General features: G+C 49.8%; 25 protein-coding genes and 1 tRNA gene. 17 read left to right on the top strand and 9 right to left on the bottom strand.

The genetic code is table 11. The features are described from left to right. Window positions 1–134: 134 nt before the first annotated feature. Together MET42_RS0106535 and MET42_RS14340 are read left to right on the top strand one after the other, a co-directional pair. A complete protein-coding gene (locus MET42_RS0106535; protein WP_019882047.1) occupies window positions 135–698 on the top strand; it encodes a hypothetical protein in 564 nt (187 codons plus the stop codon). A gap of 9 nt (window positions 699–707) precedes the next feature. Continuing rightward, window positions 708–1,298, top strand: a complete 591-nt coding sequence (locus MET42_RS14340; protein ID WP_232411360.1) for a hypothetical protein — start codon at window positions 708–710, stop codon at window positions 1,296–1,298. Between the two features lie 46 nt (window positions 1,299–1,344). On the opposite strand, the gene ftsB is transcribed toward MET42_RS14340, so the two are convergent. From ftsB to MET42_RS0106510, 4 genes are read right to left on the bottom strand one after another with little or no spacing between them, the layout of a single operon-like run. After that, entirely contained in the window at window positions 1,345–1,734 is a 390-nt protein-coding gene (ftsB, locus tag MET42_RS0106525) for a cell division protein FtsB (RefSeq protein ID WP_019882044.1), read from the bottom strand. A 32-nt stretch (window positions 1,735–1,766) separates the two neighbouring features. Then, entirely contained in the window at window positions 1,767–3,053 is a 1,287-nt protein-coding gene (gene eno, locus MET42_RS0106520; RefSeq protein ID WP_019882043.1) for a phosphopyruvate hydratase, read from the bottom strand. A gap of 30 nt (window positions 3,054–3,083) precedes the next feature. Beyond that, entirely contained in the window at window positions 3,084–3,923 is an 840-nt protein-coding gene (kdsA, locus tag MET42_RS0106515; RefSeq protein WP_019882042.1) for a 3-deoxy-8-phosphooctulonate synthase, read from the bottom strand. Between the two features lie 9 nt (window positions 3,924–3,932). Then, window positions 3,933–5,567: a CTP synthase gene (locus tag MET42_RS0106510; protein ID WP_019882041.1), complete on the bottom strand. Its 1,635-nt coding sequence runs from the start codon at window positions 5,565–5,567 to the stop codon at window positions 3,933–3,935. A gap of 131 nt (window positions 5,568–5,698) precedes the next feature. Between MET42_RS0106510 and MET42_RS0106505 the strand changes: the two genes are divergently transcribed. Then, a complete protein-coding gene (locus tag MET42_RS0106505) occupies window positions 5,699–6,553 on the top strand; it encodes an NAD(P)H-hydrate dehydratase (protein WP_019882040.1) in 855 nt (284 codons plus the stop codon). A gap of 67 nt (window positions 6,554–6,620) precedes the next feature. On the opposite strand, the gene MET42_RS0106500 is transcribed toward MET42_RS0106505, so the two are convergent. From MET42_RS0106500 to smpB, 3 genes are all read right to left on the bottom strand, one after another. Further along, on the bottom strand, window positions 6,621–7,187 hold the full coding sequence (locus tag MET42_RS0106500; RefSeq protein WP_019882039.1) for a PEP-CTERM sorting domain-containing protein: 567 nt from the start codon (window positions 7,185–7,187) through the stop codon (window positions 6,621–6,623). Window positions 7,188–7,419: 232 nt separating this feature from the next. Then, a complete protein-coding gene (locus MET42_RS0106495; RefSeq protein WP_019882038.1) occupies window positions 7,420–7,620 on the bottom strand; it encodes a hypothetical protein in 201 nt (66 codons plus the stop codon). 313 nt (window positions 7,621–7,933) lie between these two features. Next, complete coding sequence (gene smpB / locus MET42_RS0106490) at window positions 7,934–8,389, bottom strand: SsrA-binding protein SmpB (RefSeq protein WP_019882037.1); 456 nt, start codon at window positions 8,387–8,389, stop codon at window positions 7,934–7,936. 92 nt (window positions 8,390–8,481) lie between these two features. Here smpB and MET42_RS0106485 point away from each other — a divergent pair, with 92 nt between their 5' ends. Together MET42_RS0106485 and MET42_RS0106480 are read left to right on the top strand one after the other, a co-directional pair. Then, window positions 8,482–8,916 carry a type II toxin-antitoxin system RatA family toxin gene (locus MET42_RS0106485; RefSeq protein WP_019882036.1) on the top strand — a complete coding sequence of 145 codons (435 nt, stop codon included), beginning with the start codon at window positions 8,482–8,484 and terminating at the stop codon, window positions 8,914–8,916. A 5-nt stretch (window positions 8,917–8,921) separates the two neighbouring features. Beyond that, window positions 8,922–9,224, top strand: a complete 303-nt coding sequence (locus tag MET42_RS0106480) for an RnfH family protein (protein ID WP_019882035.1) — start codon at window positions 8,922–8,924, stop codon at window positions 9,222–9,224. A 35-nt stretch (window positions 9,225–9,259) separates the two neighbouring features. Here MET42_RS0106480 and MET42_RS0106475 read toward each other — a convergent pair whose 3' ends face one another. Continuing rightward, window positions 9,260–9,742, bottom strand: coding sequence for a DUF4124 domain-containing protein (locus MET42_RS0106475; protein WP_019882034.1), 483 nt, complete (start codon window positions 9,740–9,742; stop codon window positions 9,260–9,262). 141 nt (window positions 9,743–9,883) lie between these two features. Here MET42_RS0106475 and guaB point away from each other — a divergent pair, with 141 nt between their 5' ends. The 10 genes from guaB to MET42_RS0106425 all read left to right on the top strand — a co-directional run bounded on the left by guaB (window position 9,884) and on the right by MET42_RS0106425 (window position 19,979). After that, entirely contained in the window at window positions 9,884–11,344 is a 1,461-nt protein-coding gene (gene guaB, locus MET42_RS0106470; RefSeq protein WP_019882033.1) for an IMP dehydrogenase, read from the top strand. 101 nt (window positions 11,345–11,445) lie between these two features. Next, on the top strand, window positions 11,446–13,053 hold the full coding sequence (gene guaA / locus MET42_RS0106465; RefSeq protein ID WP_029512349.1) for a glutamine-hydrolyzing GMP synthase: 1,608 nt from the start codon (window positions 11,446–11,448) through the stop codon (window positions 13,051–13,053). Between the two features lie 44 nt (window positions 13,054–13,097). Further along, window positions 13,098–14,117 (top strand): tryptophan--tRNA ligase, encoded by a 1,020-nt coding sequence (gene trpS / locus MET42_RS0106460; RefSeq protein WP_019882031.1) that lies wholly within the window; start codon window positions 13,098–13,100, stop codon window positions 14,115–14,117. Between the two features lie 33 nt (window positions 14,118–14,150). Next, complete coding sequence (locus MET42_RS0106455; RefSeq protein ID WP_019882030.1) at window positions 14,151–14,651, top strand: GreA/GreB family elongation factor; 501 nt, start codon at window positions 14,151–14,153, stop codon at window positions 14,649–14,651. Window positions 14,652–14,660: 9 nt separating this feature from the next. Beyond that, the gene (locus tag MET42_RS0106450; protein WP_019882029.1) at window positions 14,661–15,263 is read left to right on the top strand and encodes a nitroreductase family protein; all 603 of its coding nucleotides are present in this window, start codon (window positions 14,661–14,663) and stop codon (window positions 15,261–15,263) included. A gap of 91 nt (window positions 15,264–15,354) precedes the next feature. Beyond that, window positions 15,355–16,950 carry an ABC-F family ATPase gene (locus MET42_RS0106445; RefSeq protein WP_019882028.1) on the top strand — a complete coding sequence of 532 codons (1,596 nt, stop codon included), beginning with the start codon at window positions 15,355–15,357 and terminating at the stop codon, window positions 16,948–16,950. A 107-nt stretch (window positions 16,951–17,057) separates the two neighbouring features. Continuing rightward, the gene (locus MET42_RS0106440) at window positions 17,058–17,516 is read left to right on the top strand and encodes a Spy/CpxP family protein refolding chaperone (RefSeq protein ID WP_019882027.1); all 459 of its coding nucleotides are present in this window, start codon (window positions 17,058–17,060) and stop codon (window positions 17,514–17,516) included. 87 nt (window positions 17,517–17,603) lie between these two features. Continuing rightward, window positions 17,604–18,371, top strand: a complete 768-nt coding sequence (locus tag MET42_RS0106435; RefSeq protein ID WP_024929912.1) for a response regulator — start codon at window positions 17,604–17,606, stop codon at window positions 18,369–18,371. A gap of 32 nt (window positions 18,372–18,403) precedes the next feature. Beyond that, window positions 18,404–19,783: an ATP-binding protein gene (locus MET42_RS0106430; protein ID WP_019882025.1), complete on the top strand. Its 1,380-nt coding sequence runs from the start codon at window positions 18,404–18,406 to the stop codon at window positions 19,781–19,783. A 105-nt stretch (window positions 19,784–19,888) separates the two neighbouring features. Continuing rightward, window positions 19,889–19,979: transfer RNA gene (locus MET42_RS0106425), tRNA-Ser, on the top strand. Between the two features lie 708 nt (window positions 19,980–20,687). On the opposite strand, the gene MET42_RS0106410 is transcribed toward MET42_RS0106425, so the two are convergent. Continuing rightward, window positions 20,688–21,386: a cation diffusion facilitator family transporter gene (locus MET42_RS0106410; RefSeq protein ID WP_019882021.1), complete on the bottom strand. Its 699-nt coding sequence runs from the start codon at window positions 21,384–21,386 to the stop codon at window positions 20,688–20,690. 208 nt (window positions 21,387–21,594) lie between these two features. On the opposite strand from MET42_RS0106410, the gene MET42_RS0106405 reads away from it, so the two are divergent. Together MET42_RS0106405 and MET42_RS0106400 are read left to right on the top strand one after the other, a co-directional pair. Beyond that, window positions 21,595–22,317: an MgtC/SapB family protein gene (locus MET42_RS0106405; protein WP_019882020.1), complete on the top strand. Its 723-nt coding sequence runs from the start codon at window positions 21,595–21,597 to the stop codon at window positions 22,315–22,317. A gap of 315 nt (window positions 22,318–22,632) precedes the next feature. Then, on the top strand, window positions 22,633–23,220 hold the full coding sequence (locus MET42_RS0106400; RefSeq protein ID WP_019882019.1) for a hypothetical protein: 588 nt from the start codon (window positions 22,633–22,635) through the stop codon (window positions 23,218–23,220). The last annotated feature ends 95 nt before the right edge of the window (window positions 23,221–23,315 follow it).

Below are 23,315 nucleotides of genomic sequence, written 5' to 3'. Positions count from 1 at the left end.
AAAGGCGCTTTAGGCGCCTTTTTTATTTGGATCAGTAAGTTATTTATATAAATCCATCTTACTATTTGTCTTTTTAAGTTAAGATTTTATGGCGAACCAATTCGCCATAAAATCCAACATTAAGCGAGATAATAATGAAAAAACAAAAATTCCTTTTCCTTGCCATGTTAATGGCCCTACTTCCTGGCTGCGCGAGCTTACAAGCGCCCAATTACAGTCCGGATTATGAAACACTGGATCATTTAAAGAAGCTGAATTTAGAAAAACTATCGGTTGGCAATTTCCAGCCTAATGACCCCAATGCAACAGTCAATAAAATCAGTTTAAGAGGCAGCTCAATGAAAGCGCCCGAAGGCGTATTTTCGACTTATCTGGAAAATGCGATTCGCTCAGACCTGAAGGAAATCGGGATTCTTGAGTCCAGTTCGAACACAAAATTAAATGCCACAGTACTTAAAAACGATATCGATATCTCAGGCATCAGCAAAGGCTCTGGGATATTAAGCGTTAACCTGACCATTGTAAAAAATGGGGCAGTTACACTAGACAAGGTGTACTCCACAACCACGCAATTTGAATCCTCATTTGCAGGCGCTGTTGCGATAGGTATTGGGCAAAGAGAATATCCTAACTTGGTCAGAACATTTCTTAAAAACGTCTATAACGATTCTGAATTTATAAACGCCATTAAAAAATAGGGAAATCCAATGCGAAAATCTTCTTCTTTAAAGCTGGGACTCATCTCTATCTGCTTGATGTTATTAGCGGGATGCGCTCATCCCATTTCGATCAATCCTACTCATACACCCGACAGGCCTCAAAGCAATCTTAAGCCTAAGAAAGTCGCTTATGTTTTGTCAGATACTGAAAGAAATACGCAGGTGACCACTCCTGGCGGCGGTGGCGATAAAGTATCTTATTACGCTTACAAAGACTCTGAAAAAGCCATACGCGATGCATTAAGGGCAGTGTATCAAGATGTAGTCGTGATCAAGTCAGCGACTGATTCAGAGGCCATTCGAGATAATGCGGTCGAATTGATTTATACCCCGGTGATTACTACGGCCTCCAGTTCAGATTCTGCCTTTACATGGCCGCCGACTTTTTTCAGAGTCGAGCTGTCCTGCAATGTCACAGACACCAAGGGAAATCTAATCAAAACCTTGAAAGTTGATGGAAATGGCTATGCTGAATTCTCAGAGTTCAAAACGAACCTTGGCTTAGCTGGCAGTCGTGCAACCAGTGACTTATCGGAAAAACTGAAAAAAGAGATATTAAATAACCCAGCACTATTTTAAATAACAAAAAAGGCGCCTCAGGCGCCTTTTTTATGAAGTAACTGTATTAGTCCGCTTTCACGTCAGCATCTACTGGCTTCACATCAAGCGGTTTAGCCTCTAGCTGCTTTTCCGCAGTTGGCTTCGCCTCCAGCGGTGAGCGTGGTTTGCTCGTCACAGACTGCTTATTCTGGATCACCTGGAAAAATACCTCATCCTGCTTCACCAGCCCCAGCTCGCTACGCGCACGCTCTTCAATCGCCGATTGACCTTGCTTCAGGTCGCGCACCTCTTCACGCAAAGTGTCGTTACGCTGACGGTAATATTCATTACGCTTTTCATGCGCCTCAATCTGCTGCGAATACTGCCAGACACGCAACCAGCTGCCTTTACCCAGCCACAATGGATATTGCAGCAGGGCAATCAGGACCACCAATACGACTGTCAGTTTACGCACGTTGACCTATCAGTGACCTGACTTCACCCAGCTTACTTGAACAACTGGTAGAACGCAGACAAACCTGCGTAGCTAGTGGCATCGCCCAACTCTTCTTCAATACGCAGCAACTGGTTGTACTTGGCCACGCGCTCTGAGCGGCACAGGGAGCCAGTTTTGATCTGCAACGCATTGGTCGCCACAGAGATATCCGCAATAGTGGTATCTTCAGTTTCACCTGAACGGTGTGAAACCACTGCCGTGTAGTTGGCACGTTTAGCCATCTCGATAGTCTGGAAAGTCTCGGTCAAAGTACCAATCTGGTTCACTTTGATCAGCACAGAGTTGGCCACGCCTTTCTGGATGCCTTCACGCAAGATTTTCGGGTTGGTGACGAACAGATCGTCGCCCACCAGCTGCGTGGTTTTACCCAGGCGCTGCGTCAGCAGATCCCAGCCATCCCAGTCAAATTCGTCCATACCATCTTCAATGGTGATGATAGGATATTTGCCTGCCAAGGTCGCCAGGTAGTCGCAGAATTGCGCAGAAGTCAGTGCAGCACCTTCTGACTCCAGATGATATTTACCATCTTTGTAAAACTCGGTACTGGCGCAATCCAGGCCCAGGTAGATGTCTTTACCTGGCTCGTAACCTGCTGCCTCGATTGATTCCATGATCAATTGTAAGGCAGATTCGTTGGATGGCAGGTTAGGTGCAAAACCACCTTCGTCGCCTACGGTGGTTGCCAGACCTTTGGCATGCAATGTTTTCTTCAGGGCATGGAACACTTCCGCACCCGCGCGCAACGCCTCGCGGAAGGTTGGCAAACCGGCTGGCACAATCATAAACTCTTGAATATCCACGGAGTTATCTGCATGCGCACCACCATTAATGATGTTCATCATTGGGGTTGGCAATTGCATGAATGCTGAGCCGCCCAGGTAGCGATACAAAGGCAAACCGCTTTCTTCAGCCGCCGCACGTGCACAGGCCATAGACACGCCCAAAATAGCATTCGCGCCCAAACGGTCTTTGTTATCAGTGCCATCCAGCTCGATCAGGGTTTTGTCGATAAAGCTTTGCTCTTCAGCGTCCAGGCCGATAATCGCTTCAGTGATTTCGGTGTTAACGTTTTCAATCGCATTCAACACGCCTTTGCCCAGGTAACGGCTCTTGTCACCATCACGCAGCTCCATGGCTTCCTTGGCCCCAGTAGAAGCACCTGAAGGTACTGCAGCACGGCCAATGACACCACTTTCCAGCAAGACATCGACTTCAACGGTCGGGTTGCCACGTGAATCCATAATTTCGCGGGCGATAATATCTACAATAGCGCTCATGATTTATCCTTATCTTAAGATGTCAAAAAATTATAGGGTTTGTTCTGCGAAACCGGCTTTTTTCACCAGTCTGTCGAGATCGACCAGCAGATGCAATAAATCTTCCATTTTGCCCAAAGGCCAGGCGTTCGGTCCGTCTGACAAGGCTTTGCTTGGGTCCGGATGCGTTTCCATAAACACACCGGCGATTCCGCTGGCCACCGCTGCGCGTGCCAGCACCGGCACAAACTCACGTTGACCGCCGCTCTTATCGCCTTGCCCTCCAGGTTGTTGTACCGAGTGTGTGGCATCAAACACCACCGGGCAATGGGTTTCACGCATAATGGCCAGGCCACGCATGTCTGACACCAGCGTGTTATAGCCAAAAGAAGCGCCGCGCTCGCAGACCATAATGTTGTCGATACCGCCGTTGGCTTCTTTCGCCTTGTTAACCACCTGTTTCATATCACCAGGCGCCAAAAACTGGCCTTTTTTGATATTCACCGGCTTGCCGGACTGGGCACAAGCCACGATAAAGTCGGTCTGGCGGCACAGAAAAGCCGGTGTTTGTAACACATCGACCACTGCTGCCACATGCGGCACCTGTTCTTCAGTATGCACATCAGTCAAAATCGGCACGCCGATCTGGGCACGCACTTCGTCCAGAATCTTCAGGCCCTCTTCCAAGCCAAACCCTCTAAAGGTTTTGGTGGAACTACGGTTGGCTTTATCGTAAGACGATTTGTAAATAAACGGCACGCCAATACGCGCGGCCATTTCTTTTAACTGGCCAGCGGTATCAATCGCCATTTGTTTGGATTCAATGACGCAAGGACCCGCGATCAAAAACAGCGGATGTTCAATGCCAACGTCAAAACCACATAACTTCATGAGAATTCCTTACTTTTTAGTCGCTTTTTGCGCCAGGGCTGCCTGCACATAGGCTTTAAATAATGGATGGCCGCTACGTGGGTTAGAGGTGAACTCAGGGTGGAACTGGCAAGCCACAAACCATGGATGTTCTGTTTGCGGCAGCTCAATCATTTCACACAGTTCTTCACGTGGCGTACGTGCAGAAATCACCAAACCTGCAGCTTTCAACTGGTCCACGTAATGGTTGTTGACTTCATAACGGTGACGATGACGCTCATTCACTTCATTGCCATAAATGCTGGCTGCCAGGGTATTTGGCACGATAGGACAGCTTTGAGCGCCTAAACGCATGGTGCCGCCGAGGTCAGAATGCTCGTCACGTTTCTCGATCTTGCCAGAAGCGTCTTGCCACTCATCAATCAGGCCAATAAGCTTGTGCTCAGTTTTCGGGTTGAACTCGGTACTGTTAGCATCTTTCAGCCCGGCCACATTGCGCGCATATTCAATCACAGCCAGTTGCATGCCCAGGCAAATCCCCAGATAAGGCACTTTGCTTTCACGTGCATAGCGAATGGCCGCAATTTTGCCCTCAGTACCGCGTACACCAAAGCCACCAGGAATCAGAATCGCATCCATACCATTCAGGCCATTGGTACCATTCTTTTCAATATCTTCACTATCAATATAATGAATTTTGACTTTAGACTCGGTATGGATACCGGCATGGATCAGGGCTTCAGTCAGTGACTTGTAAGACTCGGTCAGGTCAACATATTTACCAACAAAGGCAATATCAACGATTTCTTTTGGATTGGCCTGCGCGTGGGTAATTTTTTGCCAGGCAGACAAATCGGCCGCTTTGGCCAAAATATTCAATTTATGGCAGACGATTTCATCCATCATTTGCTCATGCAGCAAGCCTGGAATCTTGTAAATAGAATCGCTATCAATCGCGCTAATCACGGCCTCAAAAGGCACGTTGGTGAACAAGGCAATCTTGCGCTTTTCATCTTCCGGGATTTCACGCTCGGCACGGCACAACAGGATGTCTGGCTGGATACCAATCTCGCGCAACTCTTTAACCGAGTGCTGCGTCGGCTTGGTTTTCAACTCGCCAGCGGTCGGAATCCAGGGCAACAGGGTGAGATGCACATAGCAGGCGTTATTTCGGCCTTCTTCAAAGCCCATCTGGCGGATGGCTTCCAGAAACGGTAATGACTCAATATCACCTACCGTGCCGCCGACTTCAACAATCGCTACATCTGCGCCTTCGGCACCACGTTTGACGTGTGCCTTGATTTCATCGGTAATATGCGGAATCACCTGCACGGTTTTACCCAGATATTCACCGCGACGCTCTTTTTTGATCACGGTTTCGTAAATCTGGCCCGTCGTAAAGTTATTGCGCTTGGACATCTTGCTGCTGATAAAGCGCTCGTAATGGCCAAGGTCAAGGTCGGTTTCGGCGCCATCGTCGGTGACAAACACTTCACCATGCTGGAACGGTGACATGGTGCCGGGGTCGACGTTAATATAGGGGTCGAGTTTCAACATGGTGACTTTAATGCCACGGGACTCGAGAATCGCGCCAAGACTGGCAGCTGCGATACCTTTTCCAAGAGAAGAAACAACACCGCCGGTTACGAATACATATTTGGTCATGGATAAGGTACTTAGAGATTGTTACAGACGGGAGAACATTTTACCGTAAAGCCCCTTCGCCGACAATGAACACGAGGGATAAAATCTTGCGTGGACTCGCCAATCTGACATCACAAGCATACAATTCATCCATGCCCGACCCTCTACTCAACACGCCAGCACATTGGCAACACTTACTCCCCCAGCCGGATGCCCGTAGCCACAAATACAATCGCGGCTATGTCCTGATTCAAGGCGGTTATCCAGTCACGGGTGCAGCCAGGCTGGCCGCACTGGCTGCAGCACGCGCAGGCGCAGGTATGACCGCCATTGCCGTGCCCGACAGCGCCTTGCCTATATATGCCAGCCAATGCCTTAGCATTATGGTCAAACCCTACACCCAGCCAGATGAACTCTACGCGCTGATTGCAGACCAGCGCGTCAGCGCCTGCCTGATTGGCCCCGGTGCTGGCGTAAGCGAACAAACACTGGCAACAACCCTCAACATGCTGGCCAGTGGCAAACCGGTAGTGATAGATGCAGATGCTATTAGCGGCCTCAATGGCCAGCTTGATCTACTCAAAAATAACATCCAATCTACTTGCGTGCTGACTCCGCATGATGGTGAATTCTCGCGGCTATTTGGCCAACGGCCAGATGAATCACTACCCACCCGCCTCAAACAAGCACAGGAAGCCGCCCGACTCAGCCAGGCCATCGTGCTCCTCAAAGGCGCCCACACGATTATTGCCAACCCGGATGGCAGACTAATCGTCAATGACAACGCCCCAGCCACCCTGGCCACCGCTGGCGCAGGGGATGTGCTGGCAGGCATGATCACGAGCCTGCTGGCGCAAAGCATGCCCGCCTTTGAAGCCTGTGCCGCTGCCACCTGGCTACATGGCGCAGCGGCCAGCCTGTTTGGTGTAGGCTTAATTGCTGATGATCTGCCGGATCTCATTCCGGCCGCACTACGCAGTGCCATGGCCACGCCTGCAGCCAATTAGTCTTTAATGTTGCCAACAAAAAACCTCACCGCGGTGAGGTTTTTTAGATTGCCGTCACGCTGGGTGATTAAACCAGCTGGCGACGGCGCAGCACGGCACCCATCAAGCCCAGGCCCACCAGTATCAGGCCACTACTTTCAGGCTCGGACACGGTACTCACATGATATTTCATCGCAGATGCAAAATTTGCAGCAACTACCGTATCTATGTCGGTACCATCCCTAATAGTCGCCTGCCCGACCAGGCTGTTGTCCCGCCCCGCGTTTGTCGCAAAGCCAAAAGAACCAATCTGCCAGCGCTGAGGTGCTGCACGGGTATTGGTCAACTGTTGATTGACGGTATCAAAGTTAAAAATGAAGTCGACCCGCGATTGCAAATCAGACAGCACATAACCGAAAAGCGGCGTCGCAGGATCCGCTTTGGCAAACACATCATACTTAAAACTGAGTAACTCAGTCTTATCCACCATGGTACCGGCGGTAGCCGCATCGTAGCTAAAGTTACCTGCCAGGTTAAACAAGGTCGAACCAGTGTAGTTAAAGTTGACGGTCATCACTGCGGCCTGCGTACCGAGGCTGGCCAGGCTGAGGCTCAAGCCTAGAAAAAGCGTTTTGATTGTTTTATTGATAGCCACGTGAGCGTTCCTCTCATGCAAGTTTTTTATTTGAATTAATCGTTACCGTGATAACGATTTGCGAATTATAGTGGAGGATATTTAAAGGGCAATGGCCCTAAAGCACTATCGCAAAAACCCTACCGCAGCGCACAAACGCAACGCATTTACCAGCAATTCTGAAGCACACTCACAGCAATAAAAAAAGCGCCATTACATCAGATGCAATGGCGCTCTCTTTTACAGCTTAAATTTAGAATGGACGTGGTGTCGCAATGCCCAATGCTTCGTTCAAGCCCAGTGCCAGGTTAGTACCGGCAACGGCAATGATGTAACCAGCGCCAGTCAGGATAGTAGCGATACCGCCTACCAGACCCAAGGATGTTGGATACTCAGGAATAATGGAAAAACCACCAGAAACCACTTCAACTTCAGTCATTGTTAATTCACGCATAACTTCTTCCTTATTTAAATTGTTAATGAAAATAGTTGGGCCTTAAAACAAGTGAATCTCCTCCACTCAAAGCGGCACCAACCAATTTAGATTAACACAATTTAATTACATTAAAACAACTTTTATTAATAAAAATTAACATTTAAGTTTGCAAGTGAAAAATTCCATTCATTGAAAATGGATGGAGAGCAAATACAAAAAAGTTGAAAACGCACGCATCAGCACGAACGGACAAGTGCAGGGAAAAGTCCGTAGAGAATAAAATGAAAACGCACCATGAATGATGGTGCGAATAACAGGGACTGACCTGGGTTTAACGACTGCGTTGCTTGTTTTTTAACAGCTGATTCTGCTCACGCTTCCAGTCACGTTCTTTTTCAGTATCGCGCTTGTCGTGCTGTTTTTTACCCTTGGCCAGGCCAATCTGGATCTTGATGCGGCCACGTGTAAAGTGCATGTCCAGCGGCACAATGGTGTAACCGGCGCGCTCAACCTTGCCAATCAGCTTGTCAATTTCTTCGCGGTGCAACAACAATTTACGTGTACGGATAGCATCAGGACGGATATGGGTGGAGGCAGCACCCAGCGGCGTCACATGGCAGCCAATCAGGTACAACTCGCCGCGCATGACCACCACGTAAGCCTCTTTGAGGTTGGTACGGTTATCGCGTATGGCTTTGACTTCCCAGCCTTCAAGCACAAGGCCGGCTTCGTATTTTTCTTCGATAAAGTAGTCAAAAAACGCTTTTTTGTTTTGCGCGATGCTCATAACGCTGGTGTGCAGACTTAAATCACTTAAAATAGCATTTTAACTCAAAACCCAATTCCGTTCTGGAACCATCGCTGAAATGGCTTAACTCAATGGCGCAAGTAGAAAAAACCGTTTTAGTCATGCACTCTTGTGCCGCCATGTTTCAATTGGTGGATGCAGTGGAGGATTATCCGCAATTTTTGCCCTGGTGTGGCGGCAGTGAACTCATAGAGCGCACAGAGCTGGTGACGCAAGCGACGATTCATATTCGCTACCATGGCATTCAGCAACACTTCACTACGCGCAACCACAAACAAGCGCCTCACCATATGGATATCACCCTGGTCGATGGCCCGTTCAAGCACCTCACCGGCCACTGGCACTTTATCGCCCTGCGGGAAGATGCCTGCAAAATTGAATTCAAACTGGAATATGTGTTTGCCAACAGCCTGGTCGAACGCATTATCGCGCCTGTATTTAGCCACATTGCCAATACCTTTGTGGATAGCTTTGTCAAACAGGCCGACAAACTGCATTTGAAATAGCACGAATGCCAAACACGCAAGCCGAGATGATGACTGTGGAAGTTGCCTACGCCTTACCGCAGACGCAAACGATTATTGCATTGACAGTGAGCCCGGGCACGACTGCACTGGAAGCCGTTATCCAATCAGGCATTGCACAGCAATACCCTGATATTTCGCTGGATCACTTAGTGCTGGGCATTTTTGGCAAGAAGACAGAACACGGGACGATACTGAAAGCCATGGACCGGGTAGAGATTTACCGACCATTGCTGGCGAATCCTAAAGAAGCGCGCAGGCTACGCGCAGCTGCCAAAAATGGGAAGTAAAAACGCCAGCTTTGAATAAAAGCGAACGCTTTTGGTTACTCAACTGGACAATTTTCGTCAATTTCCTGCTGCGCCCTGGCCTGGCCTTCCCTGATTTGATCATCCGTCAGATACTCTTTCTGGCCATTTTCATTGACATTTTGCATGCGGCCGCCAACGGCATAGTTACGGTAGTTAGACCTTGCGGCAGCACAGTTCTGTGCCTTCAAGCGCTCTTGCATGGCTTTAAGCGCCTCAGCTTCGGCTGACTGCCCATTACCGGCAGCCTCACGGTTATCAAGTGATCTTTTGCTGCTGGACGCGCCTTCTTCGCGCTGATAAGCATCCGAGCGCGTCAGCGGAATATCATTAGGCACCGTGGCGGCCTTGATTTTTTGCGTACTATTGGCCCCTGCCTGTGGTGGCACGTCAGAATAATTCATCACGCCTTTTTCATCGCGCCATTTATAGATTTCAGCGCTGGCCTGCCAGCTGCACAGCAGACATCCTGCCAAAATCAGTTTCAACATCATCTTCATCACTCACGCCCTGCTCTTAATTAAAAAACATCCATGCACAAACCATGCCAAACACTACCAGCATCCCGGCAAAAAATGCAAAACGCTTTGTCAAGGCAAAACGAAATCGGTATAATTATATTTTGGAGATAAGGAATTCACATGCGTTTGTTGCAACAAGCCCTGACCTTTGATGACGTTTTACTCGTTCCAGCCCATTCGAATGTCATGCCTCGCGAGGTCAACCTAAGTACCAAGCTGACCAAAAGCATCACTTTAAATATCCCGCTGTTATCTGCTGCGATGGATACTGTTACCGAAGCACGCATGGCAATTGCGCTGGCGCAACTGGGCGGCATGGGCATCATTCACAAAAACATGACGATTGAGATGCAGGCTTCCCGTGTCTCCCGCGTAAAACGTTTCGAATCTGGGGTCGTGATTGACCCGGTGACCATCCACCCCGCCATGAGCGTGCGTGAAGTGATGGACATCACCAAACAACAAAAAATCTCCGGCCTGCCAGTCTTGCAAGATGGCAAAGTCGTCGGCATTGTCACCAACCGTGACCTGCGCTTTGAAACCAACCTGGATCAAGCCGTCAGCAATGTCATGACACCGCAAGACCGTTTGGTCACGGTGCCAGAAGGTGCCAGCCGTGAAGAAATCATGGGCCTGCTGCACAAGCACCGCCTGGAGCGCCTGTTGGTCGTCGGTCAAAACTACGAACTCAAAGGCCTGATCACCGTCAAGGATATTCAAAAATCGCACGATCACCCCTTGGCCTGTAAAGATGAAAAAGGCCGTTTGCGCGTCGCCGCAGCGGTGGGCGTGGGCGAAGGCACTGACGAGCGTATTGATGCGTTGGTTGAAGCTGGCGTAGACGCCATTGTCGTCGACACCGCACATGGCCACTCGCAAGGCGTGCTGGACCGCGTGCAATGGGCGAAGACCAAATATCCAAAACTACAAGTCATTGGTGGCAACATTGCCACTGCTGAAGCTGCGCTAGCCTTGGTAGACCACGGTGCCGACTGCGTGAAAGTCGGCATTGGCCCAGGTTCTATCTGTACTACCCGTATTGTCGCTGGTGTCGGTGTGCCACAAATTACGGCCATCAGCAACGTGGCTAAAGCACTGGAAAAATCCGGCGTGCCATTTATCGCTGACGGCGGCATTCGTTTCTCCGGTGATATTTCAAAAGCCATTGCAGCTGGCGCATACAGCGTCATGCTGGGCGGCATGTTCGCCGGTACCGAAGAAGCGCCAGGGGAAGTCGAACTGTTCCAGGGCCGCTCTTACAAGTCTTACCGCGGTATGGGTTCTATCGGCGCCATGCAAAAAGGCTCTTCTGACCGCTACTTCCAGGACAACACCGCGAACGCTGACAAACTGGTACCAGAAGGTATTGAAGGCCGTGTGCCTTATAAAGGTAGCGTCTTTGCCGTGGTACATCAGTTAATGGGCGGCTTGCGTGCCTCCATGGGCTATGTCGGTTGTGCCACCATTGAAGATATGCGCAATAAAGCCGAGTTTGTACAAATCACCAGTGCCGGTATGCGTGAATCGCACGTGCATGATGTACAGATTACTAAAGAAGCACCTAACTATCGCGTAGATTAAGTCTCACTGACCATTATTAAACCAGCCACAGAGGACACAGAGGACACAGAGATTTTTTCTCTCAACCCTCTGTGTCCTCTGTGCACTCTGTGGCTAAAAAAATGTCTCACTCAAAAATCCTCATTCTAGACTTCGGTTCACAAGTTACCCAGCTCATCGCCCGCCGCGTGCGCGAAGCACATGTGTATTGCGAAATCCACCCTTGCGATGTGTCTGACGAGTTTGTCAGAAACTTCGATGCCGACGGCATTATCCTCAGCGGCAGCCATGCCAGCGTGTATGAAGAAGAAACCGACAAGGCACCGCAAGCGGTATTTGAACTGGGCGTGCCGGTGATGGGCATTTGCTACGGCATGCAAACCATGGCACAACAACTGGGTGGCAAGGTAGAAGCAGGCACCAAGCGTGAGTTTGGCTATGCGCAGGTGCGCGCACGCGGCCACTCTGCCCTGTTCCGCGATATTCAGGATGCCACCAACGCAGAAGGCCATGGCCTGATTGACGTCTGGATGAGTCACGGTGACAAAGTCACCGAGCTGCCAGCAGGCTTTAAAGTCATCGCCAGCAACGACACGACGCCGATTGCTGCCATGGCCGATGAAGACCGCCGTTTCTACGCCGTGCAATTCCACCCTGAAGTCACACACACCAAACAAGGCCAGGCCATGCTGGAGCGCTTTGTACTGGATATCTGTGCAGCGAAACCAGACTGGATTATGGGTGACTACATCAGCGAAGCGGTGGCAAAAATCAAGGCCCAGGTCGGTGACGAAGAAGTCATTTTAGGCTTGTCCGGCGGCGTTGACTCCTCCGTCGCGGCCGCCTTGATTCATCGCGCGATTGGCGACCAGCTGACCTGCGTGTTTGTTGACCACGGCCTGTTACGCCTGAATGAAGGCGATATGGTGATGGAAATGTTCGCTGGCCGCCTGCATGCCAATGTGATCCGCGTTGACGCTACTGAGCAATTTATGGGTAAACTGGCTGGTGTCAGTGACCCGGAAGCCAAACGTAAAATCATCGGTGCCGAGTTTGTGGAAGTATTTAAAGCCGAAGCAGCCAAACTCAAAGCCAGCGGCGCTGGCCACAAAGGCGCGACTTTCCTGGCGCAAGGCACGATTTACCCGGATGTGATTGAATCCGGTGGCGCCAAATCGAAAAAAGCAGTCACCATCAAGAGCCACCACAACGTCGGCGGCTTGCCTGAACAATTGGGCCTGAAACTGCTGGAGCCATTGCGCGACCTATTTAAGGACGAAGTACGCGAACTCGGCGTCGCACTCGGCTTACCGCGCGACATGGTCTATCGCCACCCGTTCCCAGGCCCAGGCCTGGGTGTACGTATTCTAGGTGAAGTGAAAAGCGAATTTGCCTTATTGCTGCAACGCGCAGATGCTATCTTTATTGAAGAGCTGCGCAACACTGTAGACGCTGCCACAGGTAAAACCTGGTACGACCTCACCAGCCAGGCATTTACCGTGTTCTTGCCGGTGAAGTCAGTCGGCGTGATGGGCGATGGCCGCACCTATGACTATGTGGTCGCGTTGCGCGCCGTCGTCACCAGCGACTTTATGACCGCGCACTGGGCAGAGTTGCCGTATAGCTTGCTGGGCAAAGTCTCCAACCGCATCATTAACGAAGTGCGCGGCATTAACCGCGTGGTGTACGACATTTCCGGCAAACCGCCTGCCACCATCGAGTGGGAATAGCCTTCATTCACTAACCAATCTCAGACCGATTAGAGCACAATACGATGAGCAAACAATCCATTATCCTGACTGGCGATCGCCCGACTGGCCCATTGCACCTGGGGCATTTTGTTGGCAGCTTGCGCAACCGCGTCAAATACCAGCATGAATACAAGCAATATGTGATGCTGGCCGACGCACAGGCGCTGACCGACAATATGGATGACATCGATAAAGTGCATCGCAATGTGGTGGAAGTGGCGCTGGATTACCTGGCCGTCGGCATAGATCCTAAGCTGTCGACCATTTTTATCCAGTCACAAGTGCCTGAACTGACTGAGCTGGCGTTTTATTACCTGAACTTAGTCACAGTGGCGCGACTGGAGCGTAACCCGACGGTGAAAGAAGAAATTCGCCTGCGTGATTTTGAACGTGATATTCCGGCGGGTTTCCTCACTTACCCTGTCAGCCAGGCCGCGGACATTACCGCCTTTAAAGCCACGCTGGTGCCAGTGGGTGAAGACCAGATCCCGATGATTGAGCAAACCAACGAGATCGTGCGCCGCTTTAACCGTACCTATAAAAACGCCAGCACCAAGCAGGAAATCCTGGTTGAAACCAAAGCGCTGGTGCCAGAGCTTGGCCGCTTGCCTGGCATTGATGGCAAGGCCAAAATGAGCAAATCACTGGGTAACGTGATTAACCTGGGCGCGACGGCTGACGAAGTGACTAAGGCAGTGAAGCGCGTTTACACTGATCCGCTGCATTTGAAGATTGAAGACCCAGGCCATGTTGAAGGCAATATCGCTTTCACCTACCTGGATGCGTTTGATACTGACAAAGCCGCCGTCGCTGAGCTCAAAGCACACTATACACGTGGCGGCCTGGCAGACAGCATCGTTAAAAAACGCCTCGAAGCCGTGTTGCAGGAAATGCTGGAACCGATTCGCAGCCGTCGCGCCGAACTGGCAAATGACAAGGGCTACATTTTGCAATTGCTGCGTGAAGGCACCGAACAGGCACGCGAAGTCGCGGCAAACACCATGAGTGAAGTGCGGGCTGCGCTGGGGCTGACGTACTTCTAAGCGTTGTAACTTTTAGGTGATACAACAGACAGCATGAGTCGCGGTTTTGTCAAAGAAGATGATCTGGAACTGGCGGGGACGAATTTACCGGAGCGCCCGCTGAGCCCGCATGCTAACTATGTCACGCCAGAAGGTTTGCAAACATTACAGCACACGGTCAAAACACTGGAAACAGCACGCAACCAATATGTTGCCCGCAAAGAAGACCCAAGCGCCCAGCAAAAGCTGGCTGAAATTGACCGCGATCTGCGCTACTTTTTAGCCAGACTGGAATCTGCGCAATTGGTAGATCCCGCGCAGCAACCACGGCACACCGTATTATTTGGTGCCAAAGTGCTGGTAGAAGATGAAACCGGCGAACAATCCGTTTTCCAGATCGTCGGCGAAGATGAGGCAGATATTGCGCGGCAAAAAGTCAGTTACGTGTCGCCAGTAGCCAAAGCGCTACTGGGTCGCAAAGCTGGTGACAGCACCGTTTGGCAACGTCCGGCCGGCCCTTTGCAGCTGGATATTTTAACTATTGAGTATGAATAAACACACATCATGAACGTATCACAAGCCATCCAGGAACGTCGCTCGATCAAAGCTTACGATCCTACCCACCGGATGACAGAAGCGGAAATCCAGCAACTGTTCTCGCTGGCCATGCTGTCGCCGACTGCTTTCAACATTCAGCACTGGCGGTTTGTGGTGGTGACTGATCCGGTGTTACGTCATCAAATCCGCGCAGTGAGCTGGAACCAGGCACAAGTGACTGATGCCTCGTTGCTGGTTGTCCTGACGGCAGACCTCAAAGCCTGGGCGAAAGACCCGGCGCGCTATTGGGTCAATGCGCCGCAACAAGTAAGCGACTACCTGGTGAAGGCAATTCACGACTATTACACTGATCACACGCAGGCAGAACGCGATGAAGGCATGCGCTCAGGCGGTATGGCCGCCATGACGCTGATGCTGGCAGCCAAGGAAATGGGCTATGACACCTGCCCGATGGATGGCTTTGATTTTGACGCTGTGGCTAAGCTGATCAACCTGCCTGCTGACCATGTGCCAGTGATGTTTGTCGTCGTCGGCAAAGCGATGGAAGAAGCCAAAGCACGTGGTGGCCAGTTGCCTATGGATGAAGTCGTCATCTACAACACATTTTAAAACACCGGCACGCCGCAGTTTGCGTGCCCTGTATTTTTGAAGCATTTATTTATCCGCATTCAACCGCGGCAAAACTTTTTGAAAGTTGTTCATGTTAATTGCAAACAATATCACCATGCAGTTTGGCTCCAAGCCGCTGTTTGAAAATGTCTCTGTCAAATTTGGCGACGGCAATCGTTATGGCCTGATTGGCGCCAACGGCTGCGGTAAATCCACCTTCATGAAAATTCTGGCCGGCGTGCTGGAGCCAACCAGCGGCAACGTCAGCCTGGACCCCAATGAGCGCATGGCGTTCTTGAAACAGGATCAATTCGCCTACGAAGACCAGCGCGTGCTGGACGTAGTGATGATGGGCCACGAACAAATGTGGAAGGCCATGCAGGAGCGTGACGCCATTTATGCCAACCTCGAAGCCACGGAAGACGACTATATGCGTGCGGCTGAGCTGGAAGGTGTGTTTGCCGAGTACGACGGCTATACCGCCGAAGCGCGTGCGGGCGAATTGCTGCTGGGCGTAGGCATTCCGCTGGAACAACATACCGGCCCGATGAGTGCAGTTGCACCAGGCTGGAAGCTACGTGTATTGCTGGTACAAGCGCTGTTTGCTAATCCAGACGTATTACTGCTGGATGAACCGACCAACAACCTGGATATCAACACCATCCGCTGGCTGGAAGACGTGGTCAATAATCGTGACTGCACCATGGTCATCATTTCGCATGACCGCCATTTCTTAAACCAGGTATGTACGCATACCTGCGATATGGATTACGGCAAAATCACCTCTTACCCTGGCAACTACGATGATTACATGGAAGCCAGCATTGCCGCACGTAACCAGCAAGCCAAAGACAACGCCAAAGCCAAACAGCAAATTGCCGACTTGCAGGACTTTGTGCGCCGCTTCTCGGCTAACGCTTCTAAAGCCAAACAAGCGACCAGCCGTGCCAAGCAGATTGATAAAATCAAGGTGGAAGAATTCAAGCCTTCCAGTCGCCAATATCCGTTTATCCGCTTTGAATTTGACGACAGGGAAAAATTGCACCGCAATGCCGTGGAACTCAAAAAACTCAGCCATGGCTTTGACAAGACCTTATTCAACGATATAGAACTGATGTTTGAAGCCGGTGAAAAAGTCGCCATCATTGGTGAAAACGGTATCGGTAAAACCACGTTCCTGCGTTGTCTGGCCGGTGATCTCGCACCTAAACACGGTGAAGTCAAATGGGCAGAAAAAGCCAAGCTGGGCTACTTTGCGCAAGACCATGAATACGAATTCGAAAAAGGCGAAGACCTGTTTGAATGGATGACCGCGCAGCGTCAACAAGGCGATGACGACAACACCGTACGTAGTATGCTCGGCCGTTTGCTGTTCCCGACCGAAGCGACCAGAAAGTCAGTTAAAGTGCTTTCTGGTGGTGAAAAAGGCCGCATGCTGTATGGCAAACTGATGCTGGCAAAAACCAATGTGTTACTCATGGATGAGCCAACAAACCACATGGACATGGAATCGATCGAAGCGCTGAACACTGCGCTGGATAAATACAAAGGTACCTTATTCTTTGTCAGCCATGACCGTGAATTCGTCAGCTCGATTGCCACCCGTATTATCGAAATCAAAGCTAACGGCATTGTCGACTTTACTGGCAACTATGAGGATTACCTCGCCAGCCAGGGCATCGAATAAGCAGATACACTCTGTTACATAGCCAGTTTCATCAGACAAACACCCGATACATTCGGGTGTTTTAATGTCAACATTGCAATTTCGCAATAATGATTAAAGGATACATCATGAAACTGAAAAAACTGGCATTCGCAGGTCTTCTGGTTTTGGTGTGCGGCACTGCCTTTGCCGAACCCGGCCATGGTTGCGACAAAGGTAAATTTGACAAAACCAACTGGCAGGAACACCGCCTGGAGCATTTTGAAAAGCACCAGGAAAAATTGCACACCATTTTGCAACTGACCAGTGTCCAGGAAAACGCCTGGAAAAACTATCAGGCGCAAATCAAGCCACAAGACAAAGCTGAGCATCCGGATGTAGCCGAGTTAAGCAAACTCAATACACTGCAACGTCTGGATAAAATGGAAGCCTGGGACAAAGAGCGTGATACGCGTCAGGCTGAACGTGCTAAAGCAGTGCGTACTTTTTATGCGCAATTGAACGATGCCCAGAAGAAAGCATTTGATGAAAATGCCTTTCCTCAACATGAAGGACCACATCACGGTGGTCCACGTCATGAAAAATAAAACCATCCTGATTTAATGTGCAAAACCGGCCACAATGGCCGGTTTTTGTGCTCCAATATTCAATCTTGTAAGCCCGAGACTTTGTTTATGACTGACGGCCATCCCGACACACATGTACTGGTAGTAGATGACGATGATGCGATTCGTGATTTGCTGTGTGATTTTCTGCAAGACAATCAACTGATCACCCATCAGGCAGCCAATCACGCACAAATGTGGCAAGCGCTAGAGCGGCAACTACCAGACGTCATTATCCTCGATATCAATATGCCGCAACGCAGCGGGATCGAGCTGTGTCGTGAGTTGCGTGAATCGCCCAAATACCGCTTGCTACCTATTATTATGCTGACGGCGCGCACCAGTTCGCTGGATACGATTATGGGCCTGGAAACCGGTGCTGACGATTACGTGGCAAAACCGTTTGAGCCGCTGGAGCTGTTATCGCGTATCCGCAGTGTCATCCGCCGTTCGCGCATGCATGCAGAAAACCCTGGCAAGGCGCATCATGAAGAACCTGCTGACAGCGGTATTTTGCGCTTTATTGGCTTTAACGAATGGACTCTGGATATCCAGAACCGGACCTTGATCGACCAAAGCAACACCAGTATTCCGCTGTCCAATGCCGAGTTCAAGTTCTTGCGTTTTATGCTGCTGCACGCCAACCGCACCTTGAGTCGCGATCAGTTGATGGAAGAAATGCATGGCCGAGAAGCAGGCCCATTTGATAGATCAATAGACTTACAAATCAGTAGATTAAGACAGAAACTTGAAGTGGATACTAAGAGTCCATCCATGATCAAAACGCTACGTAATGAAGGCTATCTGCTCACCGCAGACGTCCGCTATCTTAAATAAAAAAGCACCTGACTATAAAGAGCACTAGAGTGATGATAAAGAAACTGCTGGGCACCATGTCGGTCCGTATCTTCCTGATTACCGTCATTGGGATTCTGCTCACCGCGACGGTAGTGAGCATGCTGGGGCAACGCGACTCACGCGAAAATGAAACGCGCCTGCGCGACCAGTTCGCCTTCGACCGCATTGAAAGCATGATCCGCATCCTCGAGGCGACCGTGCCCGAAAAACGCTCCGAGATTCAGGACGTGTTTAAACGTATGGGCAGCCATGTCACATTGGGCGTAGAACCGCCGCAAAATGCGCCGCTGTTGCCTGCAGAATTAGCCAACCTCAACAACTTGCTGGTGCCAGAAGTGGCTGACTTTATCAGCCTGTCCAAGCCCAGCCATTGCGCCCCGCGCCGCCCACCGCCACCACCGCCCGGCTTTGGTGCACCACCGCCGCATCCTCATGGTCAATGCCTGGCGGTTTACACCCACCTTGAAGACAATACATCTGTGTTGATCGAACTGCACTACGGCGGTCATCGCCCACCGGCCGGGCCACCACATGAACGCAACCCGCTCACCATTGTGCTGGCATTCTTTGGCTTGATCAGCATTATCTGGGCCGTGGCTTCTGTTGCCACTCAGCCATTGCGCAAACTGGCAAACGCCGCCTTACAACTGGCACACAATATTGAGCACGCACCTTTGCCTGAAAATGAAGGCTCCACCGAGGTGCGCCATGCTGCCAAAGCCTTTAACGAAATGCAGCGCAGCATCCTCAAGCATATTCAGGAGCGTGGCTTTATTCTGGGTGCGATTGCACACGATCTGCAAACCCCTCTCACGCGCTTGCGTTTGCGCCTGGAAAAAGTCAAAGACCAGGAGTTAAAACAAGGCTTGATCAAAGACCTCACCGCCACCCAGGCCATGGTGCGCGAAGGCCTGGACTTTGCCCGCCTGTGCGGTGAAAACATCCATAAAAGCAAAGTCGATCTGACCGCGCTGGCAACCGCCGTATGCGATGACTTTGAAGATGCTGGCCATGCCATCGCCAGCAGCCTGCCCACACAGTCCATTACCATCCTCGGCTCGGCACATTTGTTAACGCGTTGCCTGACCAACTTGCTGAATAACGCAATTGCCTATGCGCAAACTCCTGCCCTGTCACTGCACGCAGAAGACAAACAGGTCATTTTCGTGATTTCTGACGACGGTCCCGGCATCCCGCCACAAGAACTGAGCAATGTACTGGAACCATTCCGCAGATTGGAAGATTCCCGCTCACGCCAAACAGGCGGCACCGGCCTCGGCCTCGCCATCGCCCGCATGATTGTTGAAAAACATGGTGGAAAACTATCCATCAGCAACAAACCAGTACCCGCTTCTGGCCTGCTGATCCAAATCGTGCTGCCACTGCAATAATCGCCCAATAAAAGCCATTATATTTTTGTTGAACAGCACGCGCGCCACAGTGTAGACTAATCGCCCAGCCACCTTTTGGAGTGTCAAAAGGTTGCAAAACATCCCGGAGAAGTGGCAGAGCTGGTTGAATGTACCTGACTCGAAATCAGGCATACGTGAAAGCGTATCGAGGGTTCGAATCCCTCCTTCTCCGCCAAGATTTATTAAGCCACTACTCGCCTAAGCGTGAGATCACCCTCAGTTTAAACACTAAAGACCACACCGGTGAGTATCTGTAAATCAGTTGCTAAGGATTCAAGATAAGCCGCGCTAGTGTGATTAGCATTAGAGAGTCTCGCTCGACTCGATTGATACTATACAATTTAGATTATTACAAAATGAGAAAATAGTTGATGTATGAAAACTAATAGAATAGGCAGCCAGGAAGCTAGGGGAAACTCAAAATCATATGTAGCTGTATTTTTCTTCGTGGCCTTATTTATTATTGCTGGATACTCTCTAAGAGAATCCAACAAAGCTAGGCAAGCCCAAGTAGTAGACTCTGTTAACGCCGGGCATTTAGTTAAGGCAGTCTTCATACCTAGCACTTTTAGCTCAGACAATACTAAGATTGAAACGGATAAAGACACTTACCTCGTTTATGGCAAACTTCAAGTCGAGAACGGAACCAGCTTCAGATTAGAGAAAAGGCTGAATAAGCAAAAATTCCTCTGTGAGACCTTAAAAAACGAATGCTGGAAGTTGGTATTTTAATTATTAAAAAATGAAGAGATACCTAATCAACATCGCTTTCTTTGCTTGTGTCGCAGTTGCTATCTACATAATACGAATCTCTGTAGTAGAGCGATTTACGGACAACCAACTTAAAAGGGTTGAGAAAATGCAGGTGAGGCTTGAGGACTGATTAGTCTACTGTTGTCTTTTTGTTGCGTCTAACAGGCATACCGACACCAACTGCCACAGCCTGGGGATGCTTAACTGGTTCTGAAGGCGGCTTACGCAACTCGTCGAGTGCTTCCTTAAGGACAGACGCAGAGGAATGCAGGAACAGACCAGCAATAAGTGTCCCTACCGCAATATCAGGCCAGCGTGAGGTTAACCAGTAGCTGGCACCCGCTGCAATCAACACGCCTACATTGGCAATCAGGTCATTTCGAGAGCATAACCAGGTCGAACTCATGTTTAAGTTATCGCTTCGATGTCTATAAAGCATGCCAAAGCAAACGAGGTTAGCAAACAGAGCAAGCGCACCTATCGTCCCCATAAGTTCAGCATTAGGCACAACTGGATTGAAGACCTTGTAGACAGCCTCTAACAATACGCCAATACCAAACACCAGCATGAACACGCCTTTAATCACAGCAGCTAAAGCTTGCCAGCGTAGAGACTTAGCCAAGACAAACAGACTGAAGCCGTAAACAATCGCATCACCTAGCATGTCCAGAGAGTCAGCCAGCAGTGACGTAGAGTGAGCAACTATGCCAGAGTAAGCTTCAACTACAAACATCACAGCATTGATGACTAGGACAGCCCAAAGCACACGGCCATGAGATTCCCTTAAAGCCGTTACTTCACATCCTTTGTCTTCGCAGCAGCTTGCCATTAGTAAACCTGGAACATGGTTGGTATGAGTTGATTATACGCCTAGCAACTCCACCAGCGTAAGAACCGCCGAATTGCCCAGGAACGACCTACAGCCCCTTATCTAGCTCGAGCTGAGGATTAAAACCTTTAGCTAGTGCCAAGCGTTGACACAGCGTGTACTATGCGCACTGAGAATAATAACTGCGATTCGGATAGTGTGATAAGTCATGACATTACAAGTGATTCAAAACATCAACCTGGTATCTCTGTTAGATAGCTCCATTAGCCTGACCATGGCCTTTATATGCGGCTCGGTGATTGGCTTTGAGCGTCAATTCAGACAGCGTACAGCGGGACTGAGAACTAACGTACTGGTAGCCGTTGGAGCTGCCATCTTTGTCGATATGGGAAACCGCCTCACAGGCAATGAAGGAGCAGTCCATATTGTTGCATATGTGGTATCTGGTATTGGCTTCTTAGGTGCTGGTGTCATTATGCGTGAAGAAGGCAATGTGCGTGGACTCAATACTGCTGCAACCCTTTGGGGGTCTGCTGCTGTCGGAGCTTGTGCAGGAGCTGACTTAATCCTTGAGGCTGTGCTGGGGACTATCTTCGTCTTAGCAACCAATACAGTGCTTAGACCCATTGTGAATGGGATTAATAGGAAGCCGATTGACACCATGCGTGTTGAAGCGACCAACACATTCTATGTCATTGCACTCAAAGCAAACCAAAAGGACGCCCTGGCATTGCTAGAAAGCACCCTAGAAGCTGGCAACTTTCCTGTACAGCAATTACAAATGCATGTGTTTGGTGCTGACAGCATCGAGATTGAGGCAACACTCTTAGCCAACTCCGTTGAGACCGACTCGCTCAATCAAGTTGTAGACACACTTCTAGCCTCCCCTTTTATCTCCCAGGCATTTTGGAGTCCGAATATAAAAGAGTAGCGGCCAAAAGGGCGGACAAGAAAAGGGTTATATGCTCGGCTTATAAGTACTGCCTACAACTAAACCTCTCCTCCAGTGCACCTTTTGACACACTGGAGCCTTGCGCCTTTTCCTTACCTCGTACAACAATTAGCCCACCGGTTCCCCCACAGCGATTCGCACCCCATTATCAAGGGTTGCGCTATCGACTGACTTCATGAATAATTGCTCGCTTGCGTTACACACGGCTACACTTAAAAAATATAATTCATTGATTATTAATGGTAATAAAGAACTTTCCAACGCCCTCCTTCTCCGCCAACAAGCCTTAACCCTATGAAATTATCAGCATCGATCACCGCTTTATTCGCCCTGTTACTCATCGCTCTATGCGCTCAAAGTGCTGAAGAGTTTGGTGCTGAGCAAAGAGTGAAGAGTCCGGCTAAGATTCCCTCCTCCATCATTGCTCAGCTAAGCAAAAAAATTGCTCCAGACGGCATAAACGCTTGCCAAGATACTAAGCCCAATGACTTATTTGAAGCACAGTTAGTGGGTTTGAGCAAATCCACAAAGGCGTATTTGGTGAAACCTGCGCATGCCTGTTTATGTAGTGCGCATGACTGCCCTATGTGGCTATTTAAAGTGAACAAAACGACGGCAAAGCTGATATGGGATACGCCAGCAACCAGTTTGTTAGAGATCATGGATAAGAAATTGAATGGCTATAGCAAGCTAAGAGAAGTGAGTGCGCTTGATGGCCAAGGGCATGAAACCATCTGGGCATGGAATATCTCTAGTTATACAGAAATCTATCACAATGTATGGGTGTTGGATGCCGACAAGAAGTGTCGCTTGGGAGAAGAAACAACACAACTCATGGATGGAAAAATGGTACAACATACAAAAACCTGTATTCAAGATTAACCTATTCCAGCTCCCCCTCTGCCACCAGCGTTCTGGCTTTAGTTTTCACAAGCAGGCCTAAACATGATAGATTTTTAAAAAATATAAAAATCTAT

It is taken from the genome of Methylophilus sp. 42, assembly GCF_000384155.1.
Lineage (GTDB): Bacteria > Pseudomonadota > Gammaproteobacteria > Burkholderiales > Methylophilaceae > Methylophilus.
This window is presented reverse-complemented; position numbering and strand designations above follow the sequence as displayed.